15 protein-coding genes are annotated in these 19187 nt (G+C 59.3%); 9 read left to right on the top strand and 6 right to left on the bottom strand.

Annotated features, from left to right (window positions below; genetic code table 11):
- Positions 1 to 7: 7 nt before the first annotated feature.
- The 4 genes from ACN0WW_RS04835 to phoU all read left to right on the top strand — a co-directional run bounded on the left by ACN0WW_RS04835 (position 8) and on the right by phoU (position 5305).
- On the top strand, positions 8 to 2536 hold the full coding sequence (locus tag ACN0WW_RS04835; RefSeq protein ID WP_417609967.1) for a penicillin-binding protein 1A: 2529 nt from the start codon (positions 8 to 10) through the stop codon (positions 2534 to 2536).
- A 21-nt stretch (positions 2537 to 2557) separates the two neighbouring features.
- Positions 2558 to 3181 (top strand): GNAT family N-acetyltransferase, encoded by a 624-nt coding sequence (locus ACN0WW_RS04840; protein WP_417609969.1) that lies wholly within the window; start codon positions 2558 to 2560, stop codon positions 3179 to 3181.
- 141 nt (positions 3182 to 3322) lie between these two features.
- The gene (locus tag ACN0WW_RS04845) at positions 3323 to 4369 is read left to right on the top strand and encodes a substrate-binding domain-containing protein (protein WP_417609971.1); all 1047 of its coding nucleotides are present in this window, start codon (positions 3323 to 3325) and stop codon (positions 4367 to 4369) included.
- Between the two features lie 198 nt (positions 4370 to 4567).
- Positions 4568 to 5305, top strand: a complete 738-nt coding sequence (gene phoU / locus ACN0WW_RS04850; protein WP_417609973.1) for a phosphate signaling complex protein PhoU — start codon at positions 4568 to 4570, stop codon at positions 5303 to 5305.
- Between the two features lie 29 nt (positions 5306 to 5334).
- Here phoU and ACN0WW_RS04855 read toward each other — a convergent pair whose 3' ends face one another.
- The 3 genes from ACN0WW_RS04855 to ACN0WW_RS04865 all read right to left on the bottom strand — a co-directional run bounded on the left by ACN0WW_RS04855 (position 5335) and on the right by ACN0WW_RS04865 (position 8770).
- Positions 5335 to 6732, bottom strand: coding sequence for a porin (locus tag ACN0WW_RS04855; protein ID WP_417609974.1), 1398 nt, complete (start codon positions 6730 to 6732; stop codon positions 5335 to 5337).
- A 193-nt stretch (positions 6733 to 6925) separates the two neighbouring features.
- Positions 6926 to 7102 (bottom strand): hypothetical protein, encoded by a 177-nt coding sequence (locus ACN0WW_RS04860; protein WP_417609976.1) that lies wholly within the window; start codon positions 7100 to 7102, stop codon positions 6926 to 6928.
- A 24-nt stretch (positions 7103 to 7126) separates the two neighbouring features.
- Entirely contained in the window at positions 7127 to 8770 is a 1644-nt protein-coding gene (locus ACN0WW_RS04865) for a winged helix-turn-helix domain-containing tetratricopeptide repeat protein (RefSeq protein ID WP_417610492.1), read from the bottom strand.
- Positions 8771 to 8930: 160 nt separating this feature from the next.
- On the opposite strand from ACN0WW_RS04865, the gene ACN0WW_RS04870 reads away from it, so the two are divergent.
- The 4 genes from ACN0WW_RS04870 to lepA all read left to right on the top strand — a co-directional run bounded on the left by ACN0WW_RS04870 (position 8931) and on the right by lepA (position 14538).
- Positions 8931 to 9392 carry a hypothetical protein gene (locus tag ACN0WW_RS04870; protein WP_417609978.1) on the top strand — a complete coding sequence of 154 codons (462 nt, stop codon included), beginning with the start codon at positions 8931 to 8933 and terminating at the stop codon, positions 9390 to 9392.
- A 194-nt stretch (positions 9393 to 9586) separates the two neighbouring features.
- Positions 9587 to 10960: an MFS transporter gene (locus tag ACN0WW_RS04875; protein ID WP_417609980.1), complete on the top strand. Its 1374-nt coding sequence runs from the start codon at positions 9587 to 9589 to the stop codon at positions 10958 to 10960.
- A 4-nt stretch (positions 10961 to 10964) separates the two neighbouring features.
- Complete coding sequence (locus ACN0WW_RS04880; protein ID WP_417609982.1) at positions 10965 to 12269, top strand: APC family permease; 1305 nt, start codon at positions 10965 to 10967, stop codon at positions 12267 to 12269.
- A 463-nt stretch (positions 12270 to 12732) separates the two neighbouring features.
- The gene (lepA, locus tag ACN0WW_RS04885; protein ID WP_417609984.1) at positions 12733 to 14538 is read left to right on the top strand and encodes a translation elongation factor 4; all 1806 of its coding nucleotides are present in this window, start codon (positions 12733 to 12735) and stop codon (positions 14536 to 14538) included.
- A 398-nt stretch (positions 14539 to 14936) separates the two neighbouring features.
- Here the strand turns inward: lepA and ACN0WW_RS04890 are convergent, their stop codons facing one another.
- Genes ACN0WW_RS04890 through ACN0WW_RS04900 form a run of 3 tightly spaced genes read right to left on the bottom strand, consistent with a single transcriptional unit; the run spans position 14937 to position 18318 of the window.
- The gene (locus tag ACN0WW_RS04890; protein WP_417609986.1) at positions 14937 to 15746 is read right to left on the bottom strand and encodes a class I SAM-dependent methyltransferase; all 810 of its coding nucleotides are present in this window, start codon (positions 15744 to 15746) and stop codon (positions 14937 to 14939) included.
- 59 nt (positions 15747 to 15805) lie between these two features.
- A complete protein-coding gene (locus ACN0WW_RS04895) occupies positions 15806 to 16456 on the bottom strand; it encodes a response regulator (RefSeq protein WP_417609988.1) in 651 nt (216 codons plus the stop codon).
- On the bottom strand, positions 16453 to 18318 hold the full coding sequence (locus ACN0WW_RS04900) for a 7TM diverse intracellular signaling domain-containing protein (RefSeq protein WP_417609990.1): 1866 nt from the start codon (positions 18316 to 18318) through the stop codon (positions 16453 to 16455). The genes ACN0WW_RS04895 and ACN0WW_RS04900 overlap by 4 nt, the downstream gene beginning before the upstream one ends.
- 202 nt (positions 18319 to 18520) lie before the next feature.
- On the opposite strand from ACN0WW_RS04900, the gene ACN0WW_RS04905 reads away from it, so the two are divergent.
- A complete protein-coding gene (locus ACN0WW_RS04905) occupies positions 18521 to 19099 on the top strand; it encodes a hypothetical protein (RefSeq protein WP_417609992.1) in 579 nt (192 codons plus the stop codon).
- Positions 19100 to 19187 lie beyond the last annotated feature (88 nt).

Raw genomic sequence — 19187 nt, forward strand, 5'->3', positions numbered from 1 at the left:
CGAACCTATGGTAAATGATGCGTCTGATACGGCTGGAGAAAGCCTCGCCTACAAGCTGGAGCGAAGCACGGGCAGCTTTTTCGAGCGAGTGGAAACGCTCTGGCAGAAAAAATGGTTTCGCCTGCTGGTCGCGTTCCTTGGGCTTTGTATTCTGGGATGGTTCCTCATCTGGCTGATCTTTGCTCGGGATTTGCCGGACGCAACCGCACTGCAGACCTATGAGCCACCGTTGCCGACCGTCGTTCGCGCCTATGACGGCGAGCCGGTTCACAGCTACGCTCGCGAGCGGCGCGTGCAGCTTGAATTTTCCGAATATCCCGCGCTGCTGGTCCGGGCCTATCTGGCTGCCGAAGATCGCACGTTTTTCGAGCATGGCGGACTGGACTATCCCGGTATCGCGACGGCCATCCTCACCAATATCTCGAACAGCGGCCGACCAGTTGGGGCATCCACGATCACGCAGCAGGTCGCGAAAAATCTGCTGCTGAGCAGCGAAGTATCCTACCGGCGCAAGGTTCGCGAAGCGATCCTGGCCTACCGGATTGAGGATGTACTGACCAAGGAGGAAATCCTCGAGCTCTATCTCAACCAGATTTTCCTCGGTCGCAACGCTTATGGGGTTCAGGCCGCCGCCCAGGCCTATTTTGGCAAGGATGTTGATGAGCTGGCCCTGCATGAAATTGCCTATCTCGCGATTTTGCCAAAGGGACCGTCCAACTATCGTCCGGAAGTGCACGAAGAGCGTGCGATAAAACGCCGCAACTGGGTGCTGGGAGAGATGCGCGACAATGGCTGGATCACCGCTGCGCAATATCAGACAGCAAGTGCGCAGCCGCTGGGAACGATTTCGCGTGCAGGACCGCGTTTTGAGCGGGTCGGCGGTTATTTCATTGAAGAAGTCCGGCGTCAGTTGATTGAGCAATTTGGCGAGAATGAAAAGGCTGGCCCCTATAGCGTCTATTCCGGCGGGCTTTGGGTGCGCACATCACTGAATCCGGAATTGCAGGAATATACCAAATCTGCACTGCGCAGCGGCTTGCTGCGCTACAGCAGCGGCAAGGGGTGGAGCGGGCCGATCGCCAAGATCGAGATCGACGATCAATGGGCTCAGCGGCTTTCATCGACGTTCATCGGGACAGATTATGACAACTGGCAGATTGCCGTCGCCATCGGCACCGGCAGTGGCGGAGCGGAGATCGGATTTTCGGACGGGACCACAGGCCAGATCAATTCTGTGCCGAGCGCGCTGAAGGCGGGAGATATCATAGCCGTCAGTCCGCTGGGCGGCAGCCGTTACCGGCTGGAAAATGTTCCGGAAGTCTCTGGCGGCATGGTCGTGCAAAATCCGCGCAACGGCCGGATCTGGGCCATGCAGGGCGGGTTTGACGACCGGATGAGTTCGTTCAACCGTGCGACGCAGGCCGAGCGTCAGCCCGGTTCAACGATCAAGCCCTTTGTCTATGCCACCGCGCTGGAACACGGGATGACGCCGGCGACGCTGATCGATGATGCGCCATTTTGCGTGTATCAGTCGGCCTCTCTCGGACGCAAATGTTTCCGGAACTTCGGCAATTCGCGCGGCGCTGGCCAGCAAACGCTGCGTTGGGGCGTCGAGCAGTCCCGCAACCTGATGACGATCCGCGCGGCGAACGACGCCGGCATGGAAAATGTTGTGAAGACGATCAAGACAATGGGCATCGGGGACTATAAGCCCTATCTCGCATTTGCGCTGGGCGCGGGCGATACCACGGTGATGAAGCTGACCAACGCCTATTCAATGCTCGCCAACCACGGCCGCGAATTGCATCCGACGGTGATTGACTTTGTCCAGGACCGCCATGGCAAAGTTATTTTTCGCGCCGACCAGCGGGTCTGTGACAATTGCAATATGGACGACTGGGATGGGCAGCCGATGCCCCGGCCCCGGCCATCAGGCAAACAGTTGATGGATCCAATGACCGCTTACCAGATGATCGACATCCTGCAGGGAGTGATCACGCGCGGCACCGCGCAGAATTTGCGCAGTCTCGACCGGCCCTTGTTCGGCAAGACCGGAACCACCAGCGGCCCGACCAATGTCTGGTTCGTTGGCGGATCGCCCGATATGGTCGCAGGCGTTTACCTTGGCTTCGATCAACCGCGCAATATGGGTGGTTATGCGCAAGGCGGGACGCTCGCGGCGCCCGTTTTCCGGCGGTTTGCCGAAAAGGCGATGGCTGGCATGCCAAAAACGCCGTTTGTCGCGCCTAAGGGTGTACGGATGGTGCGTGTTGACCGCCGGACCGGCAAGCGCGTGTACGGCGGCTGGCCGACCGACGAGCCCAAAGCCGCTGTCATCTGGGATGTGTTCAAGCCCGAAACCGAGCCTCGCCGGTCGATCCGCAAGGATGAGCTGTTGGCGCGGCTGGAAGCCCGCAAGGCCCAGTTGATTGCGGAACGGGCCGCAGCCCGTGAGCGGGCTTTGGAGGCCAGCCGCAATCGGCGGCCTGCGCGGAATGACGATGAATTTCTTCAGGCCGAAGGCGGTATTTATTAGCGGGCGTTCGATTGGACGCCGATGCTGAAGGTATCGGATATCAAGCCCGCAGAGGGCGTGCACACCGTTGGGCGCGAGAGCGTTGCTGCACTGGCCGCTATTACCGCGGATGCGTTTCGGGATGATCCGTTTAATAGCTGGGTCTTCGGCGGGTTTGAACCGATGCATCGGACTTTCGTCAATCTTGCGCGTCATATCTATGTGCCAAGCGGCTTTTGCCAGATCTTGAAAGAAGACGGTGAAGATCTGGCTGCGGCCATGTGGTTGTTGCCAGGCGATAGTCCGGATGCGAATCTGTGGGGAATGCTGAAGACCTATTGGGGTCTCTTTGCCAGCGGCGGCACTGCAGCGCTGATGCGTGGCAAAGCCGCCGAGGACGTCATGGCCAGACACCATCCGCAGGCGCGTCATGCCTATCTGTTCACGGTTGGCGTCACCAGCGCCGCACGGGGCAGGGGGCTGGGCCGGCGTCTGATCAAGCCGGTCCTGGATGCCTGCGATTCCACCGGCACGATGGCCTATCTGGAAAACAGCAACCCGGCGAACCGGCGCTTTTACAACGGGCTCGGGTTCGAGCGCGTTAAAATACTCCATGCGACATCGGACAGCCCGCCGCTCGAATCCATGCAAAGGGTTCCGCGCTAGGCGCTGCGACCGGCGGCGGCTGCTGCAACAATAGTGAAATATATATGTAATCCAACGGTCATTGAGCACCGGTAGATGGCATGCTCAGAAGGCCGCCCGGGATTGGACCGGGCGAAACGAACCTTGAACAAGGAATTACGGATGAAAACCAAATTTGCATTAATCGCAATGGCTGCGCTGGCACTGGCGGGCTGTGACAACCAGGCTGGCGGCAGCGGCGGCGGTGGCAGCCGCGACCAGATCCGCATTGTCGGATCCTCGACCGTCTTTCCCTTCGCGAAAGCCGTATCGGAAAATTTCGTCAATTCCGGCACCTACAAGGCACCTGTTCTGGAATCGACCGGAACCGGCGCTGGCATGAGCCTGTTCTGTTCCGGCGTTGGCGCTGACACGCCCGATATCGAGAATGCATCACGCCGGATGAAGGCATCGGAATTTGACCTCTGCCAGACCAACGGTGTCACCGATATCGTTGAGATCACCGTCGGTATCGACGGCATTGCGGTCGCTCAATCGAAGGAAGGTCCAAGCTTCGTTCTGACTCCGAAGCAGATTTACGAGGCGATTGCCGCCAAGCCGTACGGCAAGGAAAATACCAACGAGAAATGGTCTGATATCGATCCATCGCTGCCATCGATTCCGATCAGCGTCTACGGCCCGCCATCGACGTCCGGTACGCGTGACGCGCTGACCGAACTGATCATGGAAGTCGGTTGCAAGACCGATCCGGCGACCAAGGCGCTCAAGGACAGCAACAAGGACGAATATGAGCTGATCTGCCATGAAATCCGCACCGATGGCCCATATCTGGATGCCGGCGAGAACGACAATCTGATCGTGCAGAAACTGAAAGCCAATCCGAACGCGGTTGGTATCTTTGGCTACAGCTTCCTTGAAGAAAATATGGATACGGTGCGCGGCATCTCGATCTCGGGCGTTGCACCGGATTATGACGCGATTGCATCCGGCGAATATCCAGGCGCCCGTCCGCTGTATATCTATGTCAAGAAACAGCATGTCGGCGTCATCCCTGGCATTCAGGAATATGTCACGGAATTCGTCAAAGCCGGTACCCGTGATGGCTATCTGGTCAAGGCTGGTCTGATTGCTTCGCCAGAAGCGACCCACGCATCAATGCTGGAAGCGGCGAAAAACCTGCCTCTGCTGACCAAGGACGTGTTGAAATAGGAGACCCGCCAGGGTTGGTGGATCCACGAAAATAGCGCCGGACGATCGCATAACTCCGGCGCTGAATATAAGGGGCTGTTGGCAACAACGGCCCCTTTTTTATGCTCTAAAAACAGAGGTTTAAGGCAGGTTTTGCAAAAGATTTGCCATTTATATGACATTTTTGTTACAATATAGAAAGCGTAACAAGGAAATCTGATGAATCTCACCAACCTCCAGCATACGGTGTCGGCATTCGATGCGGAAATTCACAATCTTCGGGACATGGTACTGGAGATGGGTGACAAGAGCACCAATGCCATCACCCGGTCGATCACGGCGCTGGAAAAAAATGATCTGGCGCTGGCGCAATCGGTCGTCGCCGATGACCAGGAAATTGACGCTCTGGAACGGCGGATTGACTCGCTGTCGATCCAGACCATCGCGCTGCGGGCACCGATGGCGGATGATCTGCGCCACCTGATCGCGACCTTCAAGATTTCCAGCATTGCCGAGCGGATCGGGGATTATGCCAAGAATATCGCAAAGCGCGTGCCGCTGGTAGCGGACTCCAGCCGCCAGATCGAACCGGTGGCGCTGTTACCGTCAATGGCGAAAATCGCTGCCGACCTGGTTGCGGACTCGTTCCGCTGCTACGCCGATGGCGATGTTGATCTCGCGGTTTCGGTGTGGGCGAGGGACCAGACGCTGGACAATTTCTACACCAGCTTCTTCCGCTCGATCATCACCTATATGATGGAAAATCCGGCGCATATCAGCGAATCCGCGCATCTTCTGTTCATCGCCAAGAATCTCGAGCGGATCGGCGATCATGCCACCAATATTGCCGAGCTCAGCTATTTCGCCGAGACCGGCCGGCAGATGCCGGACCGGACCAAGGGCGACAGCGTTGCCGGGCCAAGCTGGGCCGACAAGGAAAATCTGCTGATTGAATAGGCGGGCGCGTTAACCGCCGGTGGTGCCGATCAGAAGCTGATCTGGAACCGTCCGGCGACCGCATCGACATCATAATCGCCGCTGCCGGCCGCGAGGATCGCGGCATTGCCGTAATCGAGCTTGGAATAGGACAGCAGGAACCGGACATAGTCGACCGGCGTCCAGATCAGCGACGCCTGATAGGCATCCTGGGTGCCCCCGATAAAGCCGGCATCGACCAGATCGAGCCGGTCGTAGCGGACATTGACCTGCCACGCGCCCATGCCGCCCTGGTCAACCGGATTGGCCACCTTCACGCCCTTGAACACGCCTTCCTTGTAGCCGCGCGTATCGTCGGTCAGGAACAGGCCGGCCTCGATCGCGCCGCCGAAGAAGGTCGGCTCGGCGAGAGTGCCGGTGCGGTTCAGCTTGAGCCAGTGCGCTTCGCCCGCGGCATGGAACCGCCCGGCGATCAGCGCAGCCTCCAGCCCGTAACTGGTCTCGGACTCGGCGTTGGCAATAGCGCCGGTGTCGATAAAGCGCCTATCGGTGAAATGCACCGCCGGGCGCTGGCGATAGCGGCGCGCAGTGATCGCATCGCCAAGATCCTTGTAATGGTATGACGCGCCGAAGTGGGTCTGGACATCGCCGAATTTCGGCATCGCCACCGCGCGCAGGTCAAAGCCGATGCTATTGTTCTCGTCATTGGTCAGATCACCGATATTGTCGGTGAACACACCGGCCTGAAACAGCAGGTCCGATACGCCATATTGCGCGGAGATGCCGAGCTGCCGCTGGAAACCGAAGGCATCGGTAAAGGCCGCGCGCTCGATAAAGCTGGTGTCGTTGCTGCTCGACAGCTCTTCCAGGCTCTGGAAATTATTGTGTTGACCGAGTGTCATCGTCAGACCGCCGGTTTCATAGGTCAGAAAGACATCGGTCAGGTCGACGTCATTGTCGGCAAAATCCGCTTCCAGCTTGTAGCCGAAGCCGCCGGGGATGGTGCCCGATGCGCCCAGCCGGATCCGCCGCGCTTCATTGCCGAAGCCCAGACCGGGGTCGACAATGCTGTCAGGAGCGCTGACCGTACCGGCATCGACCAATATCCGGCCGCGCGGCTTGAAGCTCCAGCCGCCGTCGCCCTTGATCTCGGGCGCGCCCTTCCAGCCGATCTTGGCCGGTTTCTGTTGCTGTTCCAGCTTCGCTTCGGTCGCGGCAATCTTGGCATCGGTGGCGGCAAGGGCGCTGGTCGAGGCCTGCTGCGATTGCTTGACATTGCCGAGCTGCGCCTTGAGATCGGCGACTTCCTGCTCCAGCTGGTTGAGCCTGGCGAGCAGGGCGGCGGCCTGTTCCTCGGAAATCGGCGCGGCCATCGCCGATGAGGGATAGAGCGCAATCGCTGCGGTGCCGGCCAGCAGGCCGATGGATTTGAGCATCGAGGATTTCATCAGTTCAGCCTTTCTGTTGTGGATCACTTTTCAATTGATGAGCGATCTATGACGGTATCGTTGCCCTTTCATGGCAAATTTATTGCATGTTTGTGACAGGAATTTGCAGCGCCACGCAAGCGCTTTCGGCGGACGCTTTTGGGCGCGGTGGAAGCTTGGATGGGTCCGGTCTGCGAACAGGCCGGGGCGGGCTTTAGCCGGAAGCGGGCAACCGGCGCTTGCCTTTCGTGCGGCTGGTCAGATGATAGTGAAAGCAGCGATCACAGCGATAGGGGCGGAGGTCGATGGTGGCGCTTTGTGCCGCGGCTGTCGCTTCTGCCTCGGTGGCAAAGCGCTTTTTCTTGCGGCAGATGGCGAGGCGGGTGCGCATGGCTGGTGGTCCCGATTGGCAATATCAGGACTGGGTTCCGCTCTCGCCGGACGAGAGCGGGATCAGAGCGTCCAGCGCTTTGGCGCATTGGGTCGCGTTGGGGGAGTTTAGCGACCATTGCTTCATCTCCCCGACAAATTTAGGAACGATCTGATCACCCTCGAATGTCTCCGCCTCGCGAATGGCGGCCAGTGACAAATCGGCCTTGCCCAGACCCAGTAGCGCCCAAGCAAGCGACAGGCGCGGCTGATAATAATTGGGGGTTCGCAATATCGCCTGTTTGCAAGCCGGCACCGCGGAGGCATAGTCTAGCATGAACAGATGACCCGACGCCCGATAGGTTGCCCACAGACCGAAACGGGGATGATGCGGTGCGCGTTGCTCTGCGGATTCGATCAACCCTATCCCTTCGGGATTGGATTCCACCAGACAGGTCTGCCACCCCAGCACGGCCAGCGCATGGGCCTTGTTCGGATCGAGGTCGAGAGCCCGTCGCAGGAAGACGAGCGCTTCCCTCGGACGGTGGAACATGGCGTTGACTATCCCGGCTCCGGCGATCACATCTGGATTAGCCGGTTCCATCGCCAGCGCATGCTCGATATGATCGAACGCCAGTCGCTCGGCTGCTTGCGGGTCTGCTTCCCACTGGCTGACGACATTCTGGCTAAGCTGCACCGCCAGATTTGCCCGCAGGACAGCATGATCAGGGTCGATCGCGAGACCCTCCCGGCAAAGCCTGACGATCTCCTGGGCCACTTCCTTCCCGTAGCGATATCGCAGGGTCTCCGTCATCTGCAATATGTGGTATATGTCGTTCTTGAAGGGCTTGCTCCGCAACTCCGGCCGCGACAGCGGAAATCTGACCCGGGTGGAAATCGCGGTGGACACGCTCAGCAGAACATCATTCTGCACCTCGAAAAACTGGTCGAGATTCGTAATATATTTGCCCGACCATGCGAGCGAGGAGTCCTGCGTGTCGATTAGCTCGAAGCGCAGCGTGATCTTATCGTCCCACCTGCGGAAATTGCCGGTTAGGAGAAAGCGGCAGTCCAGCGTGCGGGCAATCGCCCCCAGCGAATCGTCGGGGTCATGCAGCGCTGCAACCGAACTGTAGGGGGTGACAAAAAGCATGGCGGTGGTCGCGAGGAAACTGGTCAGGTCGCGGCTCATGCCATCGGCCAGATATTCATTTTGGGGCAGGCGGTCCTGGTCGGCCACCGGTAGCACGGCCACAGAGAGATTATATTCCCGGCTGCTTTCCGGATGCGATCGCCAGCCCGTACCGTCTTCATCCAGGCCGGTTACGGTTGCGTCCAGTCTGTACCCTGATTTGGAAACCGTCACTATCGACTTGGCGAGTGTCGGAAAGGAGCGAAAGGCCCGTCGCAACTGATAGACTAGGCGAGTCAGCGACTCGTCGCCGCCAAGACCGTCCGGCCAGATATGTTCGAGCAACTGATCCCGGCGGACCAGCTCGTGCGGGTGCCTTGCCAGGATAACCAAAAGCGCCATCACCTTTGGTTCCACCCTTACTGTCAGGGGCAAGTGGCCAAGACAATGATTGGCGATGTCCACGGCGACATCATTGACGAAAAATGGCTCGGCAGGTTGTTCCTCGGACTTGGCGAAGGGCTTTCCCGTTATATTTGCGGCCGGCATTTTCTGCATGATCAAATGCGTTCCCCCCGATCACCACCTCGCAGATCATGGCACAAAAGTAGCCGATTATTCATCATAAAAAAATCATATTGTTCATCAGGACTTGAAATTGGATTTTCGGCAGGTTTCCGGACTGGCGATGTCGCCAGAATTAGAGGGGGACCTGAACATGAATATTCTGACCAAATTTGGCACGCTGGCTGCCGCAACATTTCTGGCATCGGCGGTGCCAGCCCAGGCACAGCTGGAAATATATGACGACTATGAAGTCTCTGACGCCGTCTGGAGCATCAGCACCGTCAAGGTCGATGCCAATATGGGCGATTATTATCTGGAAGGCCTGCGCTCGACCTGGATCGCCAGCAACGAGGTCGCCAAGAAGCTCGGCCAGATCGAGGATTATTCGATCTATGCCAGCGAGTTTCCGCAGTCCGGCGAGTTCAACATGCTGCTGATCGTCAAATTTGCCAATACCGCCGACCTGGCGCCGAACAAGGCCAAATATGACGCGTTCATGAAGGCTTGGGGAGAGACCAAGGTCAAGGAATCCCGGCAGATTTCCAAGGATCTGTATCCGACGATCCGCACTATTACCGGCGACTATCTGATGCGCAAAGTCGAGGTCAAATAGGCATCCTCGCTTGACAGTGATTGGGCTGTTTTCCCGGCCCGCCATGTCCTGAGGACTGGCGAGCCGGGGTTCATCCCGTGTCCGGCGAGAGTTTATGCGACCCGACTCTCGCCGGGCATTTACCCAGCGCCCGCGGCACCAGCGGGCTCGGGCAGCGGGCGATTGCCGCCCTGATGCCTGTCCGGAGAAATTGCATGGATAGTCTCGCCGTACCGACCCGCCTGCGCCCGCCGCTTTCGCTGGCCGAAAACCGCAAATTGCGGCTGTTCACGATATTCCTTCTCTATGCCGGGCAGGGCATTCCGCTCGGCCTGTTCGATTTTACGATCCCTGCCTGGATGGCGGTCAATGGAGCTGCGGCGGCGGATATTGCCTTTGTCGTGGCGATGGTGGGCATCCCCTGGAGCTTCAAGTTTATCGCCGGCTTTGTGATGGACCGATATACATTGTTGTCGATGGGACGGCGGCGGGTATGGATCGTTGGCGCGCAAGTGGTGATGATCGGCTTGCTGGTCGCCTTTGCCCTCGTCAATCCGGGGCCGGACGACGTTCTGATCCTCGGCATCGTCGGACTGGCGGTCAATACCGCCACCGTGTTTCAGGATGTCGCGGTCGACGGCCTGACCGTCGATATTCTGCCGGAGGAAGAGCGCTCGATGGGTGGCGCGCTGGCGTCCGGCGGGCAGGTGATCGGCATCGCCGTGTCTGCTGCCCTGACCGGGACCATGGTTTATGCCTTTGGCGCCAGCGCCGCCTATATCGCCTGCGGATTTCTGGTGATGCTCGTGACCATTCACATCATCTGGGTGCGCGAACGGGTGGGCGAGCGCCGTCTGCCCTGGTCGGAAGGCGAAGCACACGCCGAGAACCGGATCGCGCACGCCGGTGCATGGCTGCCGCTGGTCACGGCCGCGCTGCGCAATTCGCTGTCCGGACACAGCCTCGCCTGGTTTCCCAATCTGCTGGTTACCGGCCTGACCTACGGCATCTGCATCATCGCGGTCCCGCTGATCGCCACCGGCGCTACCGGCTGGTCCGAGGACCAGCTCGGCTCGCTCAACGGCACCGCCCAGCTGGTGGCCGGGATCGCCACCATCGCCATTGGCGGCTATGCCGTCGGCAGGATCGGGGCCCAGCGCTCGCTCTGGATGCTGCGCCTGCTTTTTGCTGGTCTGATCGGCTGGATGGTCTGGTCATCCGGTAGCTGGAGCGATCCCAGGGTGCTGATGGCCTTTGTCTTCGGCTGGATCGGCCTGCATTTCCTGTCCGGAATCAGCGACGTGGTGATCAACATGCGGCTCAGCCCGCCGGCGATCTCGGCGACTCAGTTCTCGATCTTCATGGCGGTCTCCAACATGGGTATCAGCCTCGCCGGCATCCTGGTCGGCTCGATCGCGATGCTGGCCGAGCCGAAGGCGATGCTACTGTTCCTGATGACGGTGCAGGGCGCGTCGGTGCTGATGCTGCTGCTCTTCAAATTCCCGGAGCAGCAGATTGGGGGACTGGCGCGGGCGGGTGATGGCGGCAGGACGGTTCCGCCGCCGGGCGCAACGCCGGCGCGGGACTGAAGCGGTGAGCGACAGCGTCGACCCGCCGCGCGTGGTGCGCACCGCCGGTGCCATATTGCTCAACCTCAACGGCATGGTGGGCGCAGGCATTTTCGCCCTGCCGGCCTTGCTCTATCTCAACATCGGCAGCTTCGCCCCCGTCGCCATCCTGCTGTTCGCCATACCCATCGCCTGTGTGGCCGCGCTGATCGCCAAGCTGTCGACCCTGTTCGAGCGGTCCGGGGGAGTCCAGCTCTACGCCGAAACGGCGCTCGGCAAATTTGCCGGCTTCCAGACCGGCTGGCTGATGATCTGCGCCAGCACCACCGGCCGGGCGGCGAATTTCCACGTGCTCGTCTCCTATCTGGCGGCGCTGTTCCCGGTGTTCGAGGGGCCGGTGGCGCGGCCGGTGACGATCATCGCACTGATCGCGTTCATGACCGTGCTCGGCATCACCGGTACCCGCCGGTCGATCGGCGGCATCTGGATCGGCACGTTGTTGAAGTTCGCACCGCTGGTGCTGCTCTGCCTGGTGGGCTTTGGCAGCAACGGCTTTCCGGCCGCCATCAGCCTGCCGAGCTTTTCCGGGATGGAATCGGTGGCGTTGCTGATCGCCTATGCCTTCTCCGGTTTCGGCGCATCGGTGACCGCGGCCGGCGAGACCCGCGATCCGCGCACCACCCTGTTCCGCTCGGTCCTCTTTGCCATCGGCGGCGTCGCGGTCTTTTACGCCATCGTCCAGTGGGCCTATATCGCCATAGACCCCGATGTCGGCAGCGCCGAGACCCCGCTCGCCGCCGCCGGCCAGAAGCTGTTCGGCGACTGGGGCGCGATGATGATCAGCATCGCCGCGATCTTCTCGATCGGCACCAACCAGCTGAGCAGCTTTGTCGTCTGGCCGCGCATCCTGTTCGGCATGGGCGAACGCCAGCTGCTGCCCGCCTTTTTCGCCCATGTCTCGCCGCGCTACCGGACCCCGGACCATGCTATCCTGGCCTATGCCGGCATCGTCACGATTATTGCGCTCTCCGGCTCTTTCGCCACGCTGCTGCCGTTGCTGGTCGCGGTCGAGCAGGCGATCTTCCTGCTGCTGCTGGCCTCGCTGTTCCTGTTCTGGCGCAGCAATTTCCGCGGCCTGCGGGATGCCATGGGCATCGCGTGGCTGGTGATCGTGCCAGTGGCGACGGCGATGGTCCTGTGGATGGCGGCGCAGATTCCGGCGGCGGCAGTGCTGTCGCTTGCCGGCCTGGCGGTGGTGGGGGCGGCGCTCTACTGGCTCGCCAGGCGTGCGGTTGCCTTTGAACGGTCCGCGGGAGCGGTGGCGGGGTAGAGGCCAGATGAAGCCCAGCCCCTCCTCCCTGCCGCAACGCGGCGGGGAGGGCAACCATCCGCGTTCGCCAAGGCTCCGGCGGCTGCCCCCTCCCCATCGCTGCGAGGCAGGGAGGATGCTGGCGTATCCAACACCCTTTCCTACAGTCGCCGCCCCGTGCCATATTCCATCTCGGCTCTTTGACAATCGAATCCGGTTCCGGAACGGCTTGCCCGACGATCGCCTTTGCGCGGGCGCTTTTTTGTTCAGCAAGGCCTCTTGAAAGCTTAACGGCGTCGTCGGTGGCGCGCCTATAAGGTGGTGAAGTTGCCACTTTGATCGGCGAATGGCGTTTCTCCCTTTGACCCTGTAAAGTTTGTCAAGATAAGCGCCGGCCCCGGCGAGGGCGCGGCCTGCAAAAGCACCGCTCCTGCTGCCGTCGTTTCCTGCTGACAAGCCTTTGCGCCCCTGCTAACGGCTGGCCATGACCGAACGTTCTCATATCCGCAATTTCGCCATCATCGCTCATATCGATCATGGCAAATCGACACTGGCCGACCGGCTGATCCAGCATACGGGCGGGCTGACCGCGCGCGAGATGAGCGAGCAGGTGCTCGACAATATGGATATCGAGAAAGAGCGCGGCATCACGATCAAGGCGCAGACGGTGCGGCTGAATTACAAGGCGAAGGATGGCGAGAATTATGAGCTCAGCCTGATGGATACGCCGGGCCATGTCGACTTTGCCTATGAAGTGTCGCGGTCGCTGGCGGCCTGTGAGGGCGCGTTGCTGGTGGTCGATGCGGCGCAGGGCGTGGAAGCGCAGACGCTGGCCAATGTCTACCAGTCGATCGAGCATGACCATGAGATCATTCCGGTGCTCAACAAGATCGATCTGCCCGCCGCCGAGCCGGAGCGGGTGCGCAAGGAGATCGAGGAGATTATCGGGCTGGATGCCTCGGAGGCGGTGCTGGCCAGCGCCAAGTCGGGGATCGGCATTGAGGATATATTGGAGCAGATCGTCGCCAAGATTCCGGCGCCGGGCGGTGACCGCGACAAGCCGCTGAAGGCGATGCTGGTCGACAGCTGGTACGATCCCTATCTCGGCGTCGTCATTCTGGTGCGGGTGATCGACGGCGTGCTGACCAAAGGGCTGAAGATCAAGTTCATGGCCCAGGGCACCGAGCATCTGGTCGACCGGGTCGGCTGCATGCGGCCGAAGATCGAGCAGTTGCCGGAACTGGCAGCGGGCGAGATCGGCTTTATCACGGCACAGATCAAGGAGGTCAGCCAGACCGCGGTCGGCGACACGATCACCACGGTGAAGAATCCGGCGCCCGAGCCGCTGCCGGGCTTCAAGGAAGTGCAGTCGGTGGTGTTCTGCGGCCTGTTCCCGGTCGATGCGGCGGACTTCGAGAAGCTGCGCGAGAGTATCGGCAAGCTGCGGCTCAACGATGCGAGCTTCACCTTTGAAATGGAAACCAGCGCGGCGCTGGGGCAGGGCTTCCGCTGCGGCTTTCTGGGGCTGCTGCATCTGGAGATCGTCCAGGAACGGCTGACCCGCGAATATGATCTCGACCTGATCACCACGGCGCCGTCGGTGGTCTACCGGATCGAGATGAACGACGGCAGCGAGCAATATCTGCACAACCCGGCGGACATGCCCGACATCGTCAAGATCCGCGAGATCGAGGAGCCTTGGATCGAGGCGACGATCTACTGCCCGGACGAATATCTCGGCGGTATCTTGAAGCTCTGCCAGGACCGGCGCGGGGTGCAGAAGAACCTGACCTATGTCAGCGACCGGGCGCAGGTGGTCTACGAACTGCCGCTCAACGAGGTGGTGTTCGACTTTTATGACCGGCTGAAGAGCATCTCGCGCGGCTATGCCAGCTTTGACTATCACCAGATCGGACTGCGTACCGGCCAGCTGGTCAAGATGAACATCATGGTCAATGGCGATCCGGTCGATGCGCTGAGCATGATCGTCCACCGCGACGCCGCCGAAGCGCGTGGCCGGCACATGTGCGAACGGCTGAAGGACCTGATCCCGCGCCATCTGTTCAAGATTCCGGTGCAGGCTGCGATCGGCGGCAAGGTGATTGCGCGCGAGACCATCTCGGCGATGCGCAAGGACGTGACGGCGAAATGCTATGGCGGCGACATCAGCCGCAAGAAGAAGCTGCTCGACAAGCAGAAGAAGGGCAAGGCCAAGATGCGCGAATATGGCAATGTCAGCATTCCGCAGGAGGCCTTTATCGCGGCGCTGAAGATGGGCGACGAGGGCTAGGCTGCGACCGTTGTGAGCGGGAGATGCCCCGCTCGGCCAAACCAGACTTCCGCGTTGAGCGCGGCTTTGTGCCATTTTGGGCCGGGAGCTTCACGGGAACGTTGAAAATTGGTGTAAAATCGTTTACGCCTGATTCACCATAATAAATGGAGAGGGTCGCATCCCGTTTACGGAGTCCCTATGTTCACCTTTTTTGAACCGACCGATCGCCGGACCAGAGACGATCAAGAAATAGGCTATATTTACGACAGATATGGAGCTGACGCTCCGACTATATTAAGTGAGCGGGCGGAAGATAGCTCTCTTTCCTCCCGTGACCGCCGTCACTGGCGGAGGCTAGCGCGCAAGGCGCGCCGCCAGCGCAGCAAATGGATGGAGCGGCTTACGACCAGCTGATCCTATTTGAGTTGCGCCTGATAGGGGCAGGGTATTATCTTCTCGGGTGTTTTTCCGGGCCCCTTGGCCCGGAAGCGCGCGAAATATCCGCCGAGTTCGGGCCGCTCCATGAATCCGACCAGCTCATAGCCGACCGCTTCAAATTCGCAGAATAGCTGCTTGGGCGGTATTCCGTGCTGCGTGACATCGCGGTTGACATCGACCACGATCACCTCGCCTGCGCCGCGTGTCTTGCTCTTGTCAATCAGCGCCGGCCGCAACCGTGCCAGAAAGGCATAGGGCTCACGTACTTCGTGATACATGTGGACCAGAAAAATCCGGTCGAAACTATTCTCCGGCAGGCGCGGATCATCGGGTGCGCCGAGCTTGATCGACACATTATCGAGACTCTCCCGGTTGACCCGCTCGGCCAGCCGGTTGATCGCGCCCTCGTCGATATCCTGAGCCAGTACGCGGCCATTGGCACCGACTTTCTCTGCTAGCCGGACGGTATAATAGCCTTCGCCTGCACCGATGTCGGCGACCGTCATGCCGGGTTCCAGTCCGGCGGCTTTCATGATTTCCTCGGCCTCGCCGCGATTGTCGCGGGCGGTTTCGGTCGACCATTGATTGCCGCCAAGCGCCGAGACCGGCCGCGACGCCGGCGGATAGGCGCGCGCGGTCTCTGCGCGATCGGCATCGGCATCGTCGATCCGCTTGCAGGCACCGAGCGGTGTGGTCAGCAATGCTGCGGCCGAGAGAGCCGTAAGCAAAGGGGAAGGGTGCCAGCTGGCCAGCCATGGCTTGGAAATTTTTGAAGCGATAATTTTCATCCGGCGGAGACTAGGCGAGGGCAGGATGCGGTTCAATCCTTGATTGATCGCGAACCATCTCAGTCGCGCTCAATCAGCTGGTCCCGGTTTCGCACGGCGAATTCCAGCAGCTTGTTGTGGCCGTGCAATTCCAGTTTGTCGGCAATATTGCGCCGATGGCTCTGCACTGTGCGCGGACTGATGTTCAGTTCCCGGCCGATTTCTTTGCTGGTCGCTCCCTCGGCGAGCAGACGCAATATTCTGCTTTCCGCAGGTGTCAGCTGATCGAGCCGGTTATCGCCCAATTGTAGGGAGAGAAAGTTGGTCGAACGACCCACTGACTCGCTCATGAAAAACTGCCCTTCCGGCGTTCGGAGTGCCTGATCGAGTTCGGCGACGGCGTCCTCCTTTGCAATGAATCCCCTGGCCCCCAGTTCTTTCGCACGCTCGGCGTAAACCTGGTCGGCGAACATCGACATGACGATGATGCGCGTTGGCATCCGTCTTTCATGTGCGGACTGAAGAATCTCGAACCCGGTCATGCTTGGCATGGACAGGTCGATTACGGCCCAGTCGGGTTGCATCGTTTCCAGCCGATGGAAGCAGACCTGCCCGTCTCCTACTTCACCGATAAGCTCAAAGTCTTTGCGCGACCGGAAATATTGGCGCACACCAGTACGGAAGGCGGGATGATCGTCCGCGATTAATATGGTCTGTTTGCTCTCGTTCATGGTGCATCTTTCATGCCGAGCGGCCGGAAGGCAAAGCGCAGTCTTAGCCCATGGGGCTGGACATGGTCTTTTTCCAGTCTGCCACCAAGCCGGATGACCCGTTGTTCCATCGACGACAGGCCGAGTTTGTCTGGTCCGCGGTCCCCGTCTCCACCTTTCAACCCGACGCCGTTATCGCATATCTCGATCTGGATTTCAGCATTTTGCGCCTGCATCTGAAATCGGCAATCGGTGGCTTGGCTATGGCAGATGATGTTGGATATCGCTTCCTGGACAATCCGGTGAATTTGGACTTTTTCGTCGATGGAAAGCAGTTCCTCGTCAAAATTGATTTCGACGTTTGTCACGATTGCGTGCAGTTTCCGGAGATCAGAAAACATGCTTTCGAGCGACTTCTTGAGACCGAGATGATCAAGCCGCGCGGGGTGCAAGGCGTGGCTGATCCGGCGCGTTTCGGATATGGCATAACGGATGGCAAGCTTGCTGTGCACGGCCCGGTCTTCGGCTTCCTCAGGCAGGCCGGACACCCCTTCCAGCCCCTCAAGATGGGCGCTGGCCATGGCCAGACTATGGCCGATGGAATCGTGCAGGTCACTGGCCAAACGGGAGCGCTCGCGATCCTGGATCATGGCAAATCGCTGCGCGGCCTCTCTCTCCATTCGGTTGAGCTCGGCTTGTGCTGCGGCGGCCTCTGCCGCGATAAACCGGATACGTGTTGCCAGAATGAGCGAGAAGGCCAGAGCCTCGAGGGCCAATGTAATCTCGAGAATATGATTTTCTATGGGTCCGAAATCAAGCGCCGACAGGCTGTGCATATAGACCATGGTCAAGCCGCTGAGAATGATCGTCATCGGGATGAGCATCAACGGTGCCTGGGGGTTGCCCGCTCGGATACTGAAAAATATCAGACCAAGCTGGATCGCAAAGAACCCCGCCGCAAGACATAGAAGGACGCCGTGCAAAAACGGGTTTAGGGAAATTGCTGCGACCAGTGCAATCAGAAAGGCGGAAATTCCATAAGCCTTGTTGAGCAGCATGACATGGGGCGGAAGGCTCCGCCGCCCGAGAAAGGCGGACGTGAAAAAGCTGCCGAACATCATCGCCCCGCCTATCGACAGCAGGAGGATACGGTTGTTCCATTGCGGTGCTTCCGGGAACAACCAATATCCCAGGCTGCCGGAAAGATAGCCGGCAAGCAGAACAAGGCATGCAATGGTGATCGCGTTCGATGCAAATAGCGGATCGCGGGACAACAAAGACAGCATTAGATTGAACAGGATCATCGCTGTGCAGAACCCGAAAATCAGCAGGCGGAGATAGCGATGCAGTTCGCTGGTTTTCAGAAAATTAGCTTCATTCCAAACGGTCACCCGGTAATCGACCCGGGAAAATTGTTCTATCTTCAGATAGCGTTCGCTATTCTCCGGTAATTGCGCGCGCAGCTTGAGCGCCATTTCAGGTACCTGCATTGATCGCCGGGAAAACGGGACAGTATCCCCGGTGCGTTGGACGTGCCATTTCGAACTTTCGGCTTCGCGTTCGAACAAGGTGATCCGATCTGCTGGGTTGTTCAACTCGACGACCATAGCGGGTTTTAAAGGCGGAAGCTTTAACCAGACGATTCCCGATTGATATCCGGTTGATGCCCGGTCGCTGACTTGCCAATCGGATGGATCGGATTGCCGTGCAATATGGCTCGCCGTCGCCGTTTTTGCATCTCTACCTTCGTACAGGTCGAAACTAATGAACGGGTTGCTGTCCGGATCGGTCGGAACAGGAGCCGCGGATGGCTGCAGGACCACGACCAATAGCGCGATGATCATATTCCAGACTTGCGGAAAACAGTTCAAAATCCCACGCAATCAAAACCTCTTTGCCGTACGAGCGCATCCTATACCATCGAAACCGGCTTATCGCGAGATCGGCAAATGTGCGTAGGCATTTGAGCAAAGCTGCGAATGGTATCCCAACCGCTCTTCTCTAAAATCTTCCGAGCCAATGCGGGCACTTTCAAACCCGCCCGGCCGTTGCGCTCCACGTGGTGAAGGATGAAGAGGAAAGACGATGAGAAAAGCCGCCTACGTTGCCCTGGCCCTGCCGTTGTTCGCTATTCTGGTCGCGCCGATATGGCAGCCCTCGGCTGCTCGCAAAGTCGCGATCAATGGGGCGCAAATCCGATTTTGTGAAAACCAAACCGAGCGCTGGGTTACTTATCCCGCTCCAAATGATCAGACTTTCTTTCATCAGGAACTGGTTCTGGGGGAAGGCAGCTATTCGCTTGCCGTGATTCCCAATGGGCGGTTCAGGATGAATGCCTTCGTCTATGGCGGTGAAAACTCGCGCTATCTGGGTGGTAACAAGAACGTTAGCTCCTACACCCACCGTTTTCGGGTCGGGGATTCATTCGGAGAGAAGTTTCTCATCCAGCTTGTTAAAACCAGTTCCACCTGCGACCGTTGCAATGTGACGATGGTCCTGACCGCGCAGAACTGTCCCAATCGATCAAGTGCCCGCAAACCGACGCGGCCTTATTGCCCCGTCAATCAATGCATGACCGGTACCGGCCTTTTCGGTATTGATAAGCCGCGCTGTATCTCCAAGCCGGGTGCGCGTGGGGGGATGTGCGGATCTCCTGGAAATTAGGGATAGTCCGCCCAAAAGCAGTTCCGAAATCTTGATTGTCCAACCGTCACCGGATTCGGCGGCCTAGCCACGAACGGCTTTGCTTGGT

Source organism: Parasphingorhabdus sp. (assembly GCF_048269865.1).
In the GTDB taxonomy this organism is placed as follows: Bacteria; Pseudomonadota; Alphaproteobacteria; order Sphingomonadales; family Sphingomonadaceae; genus Parasphingorhabdus.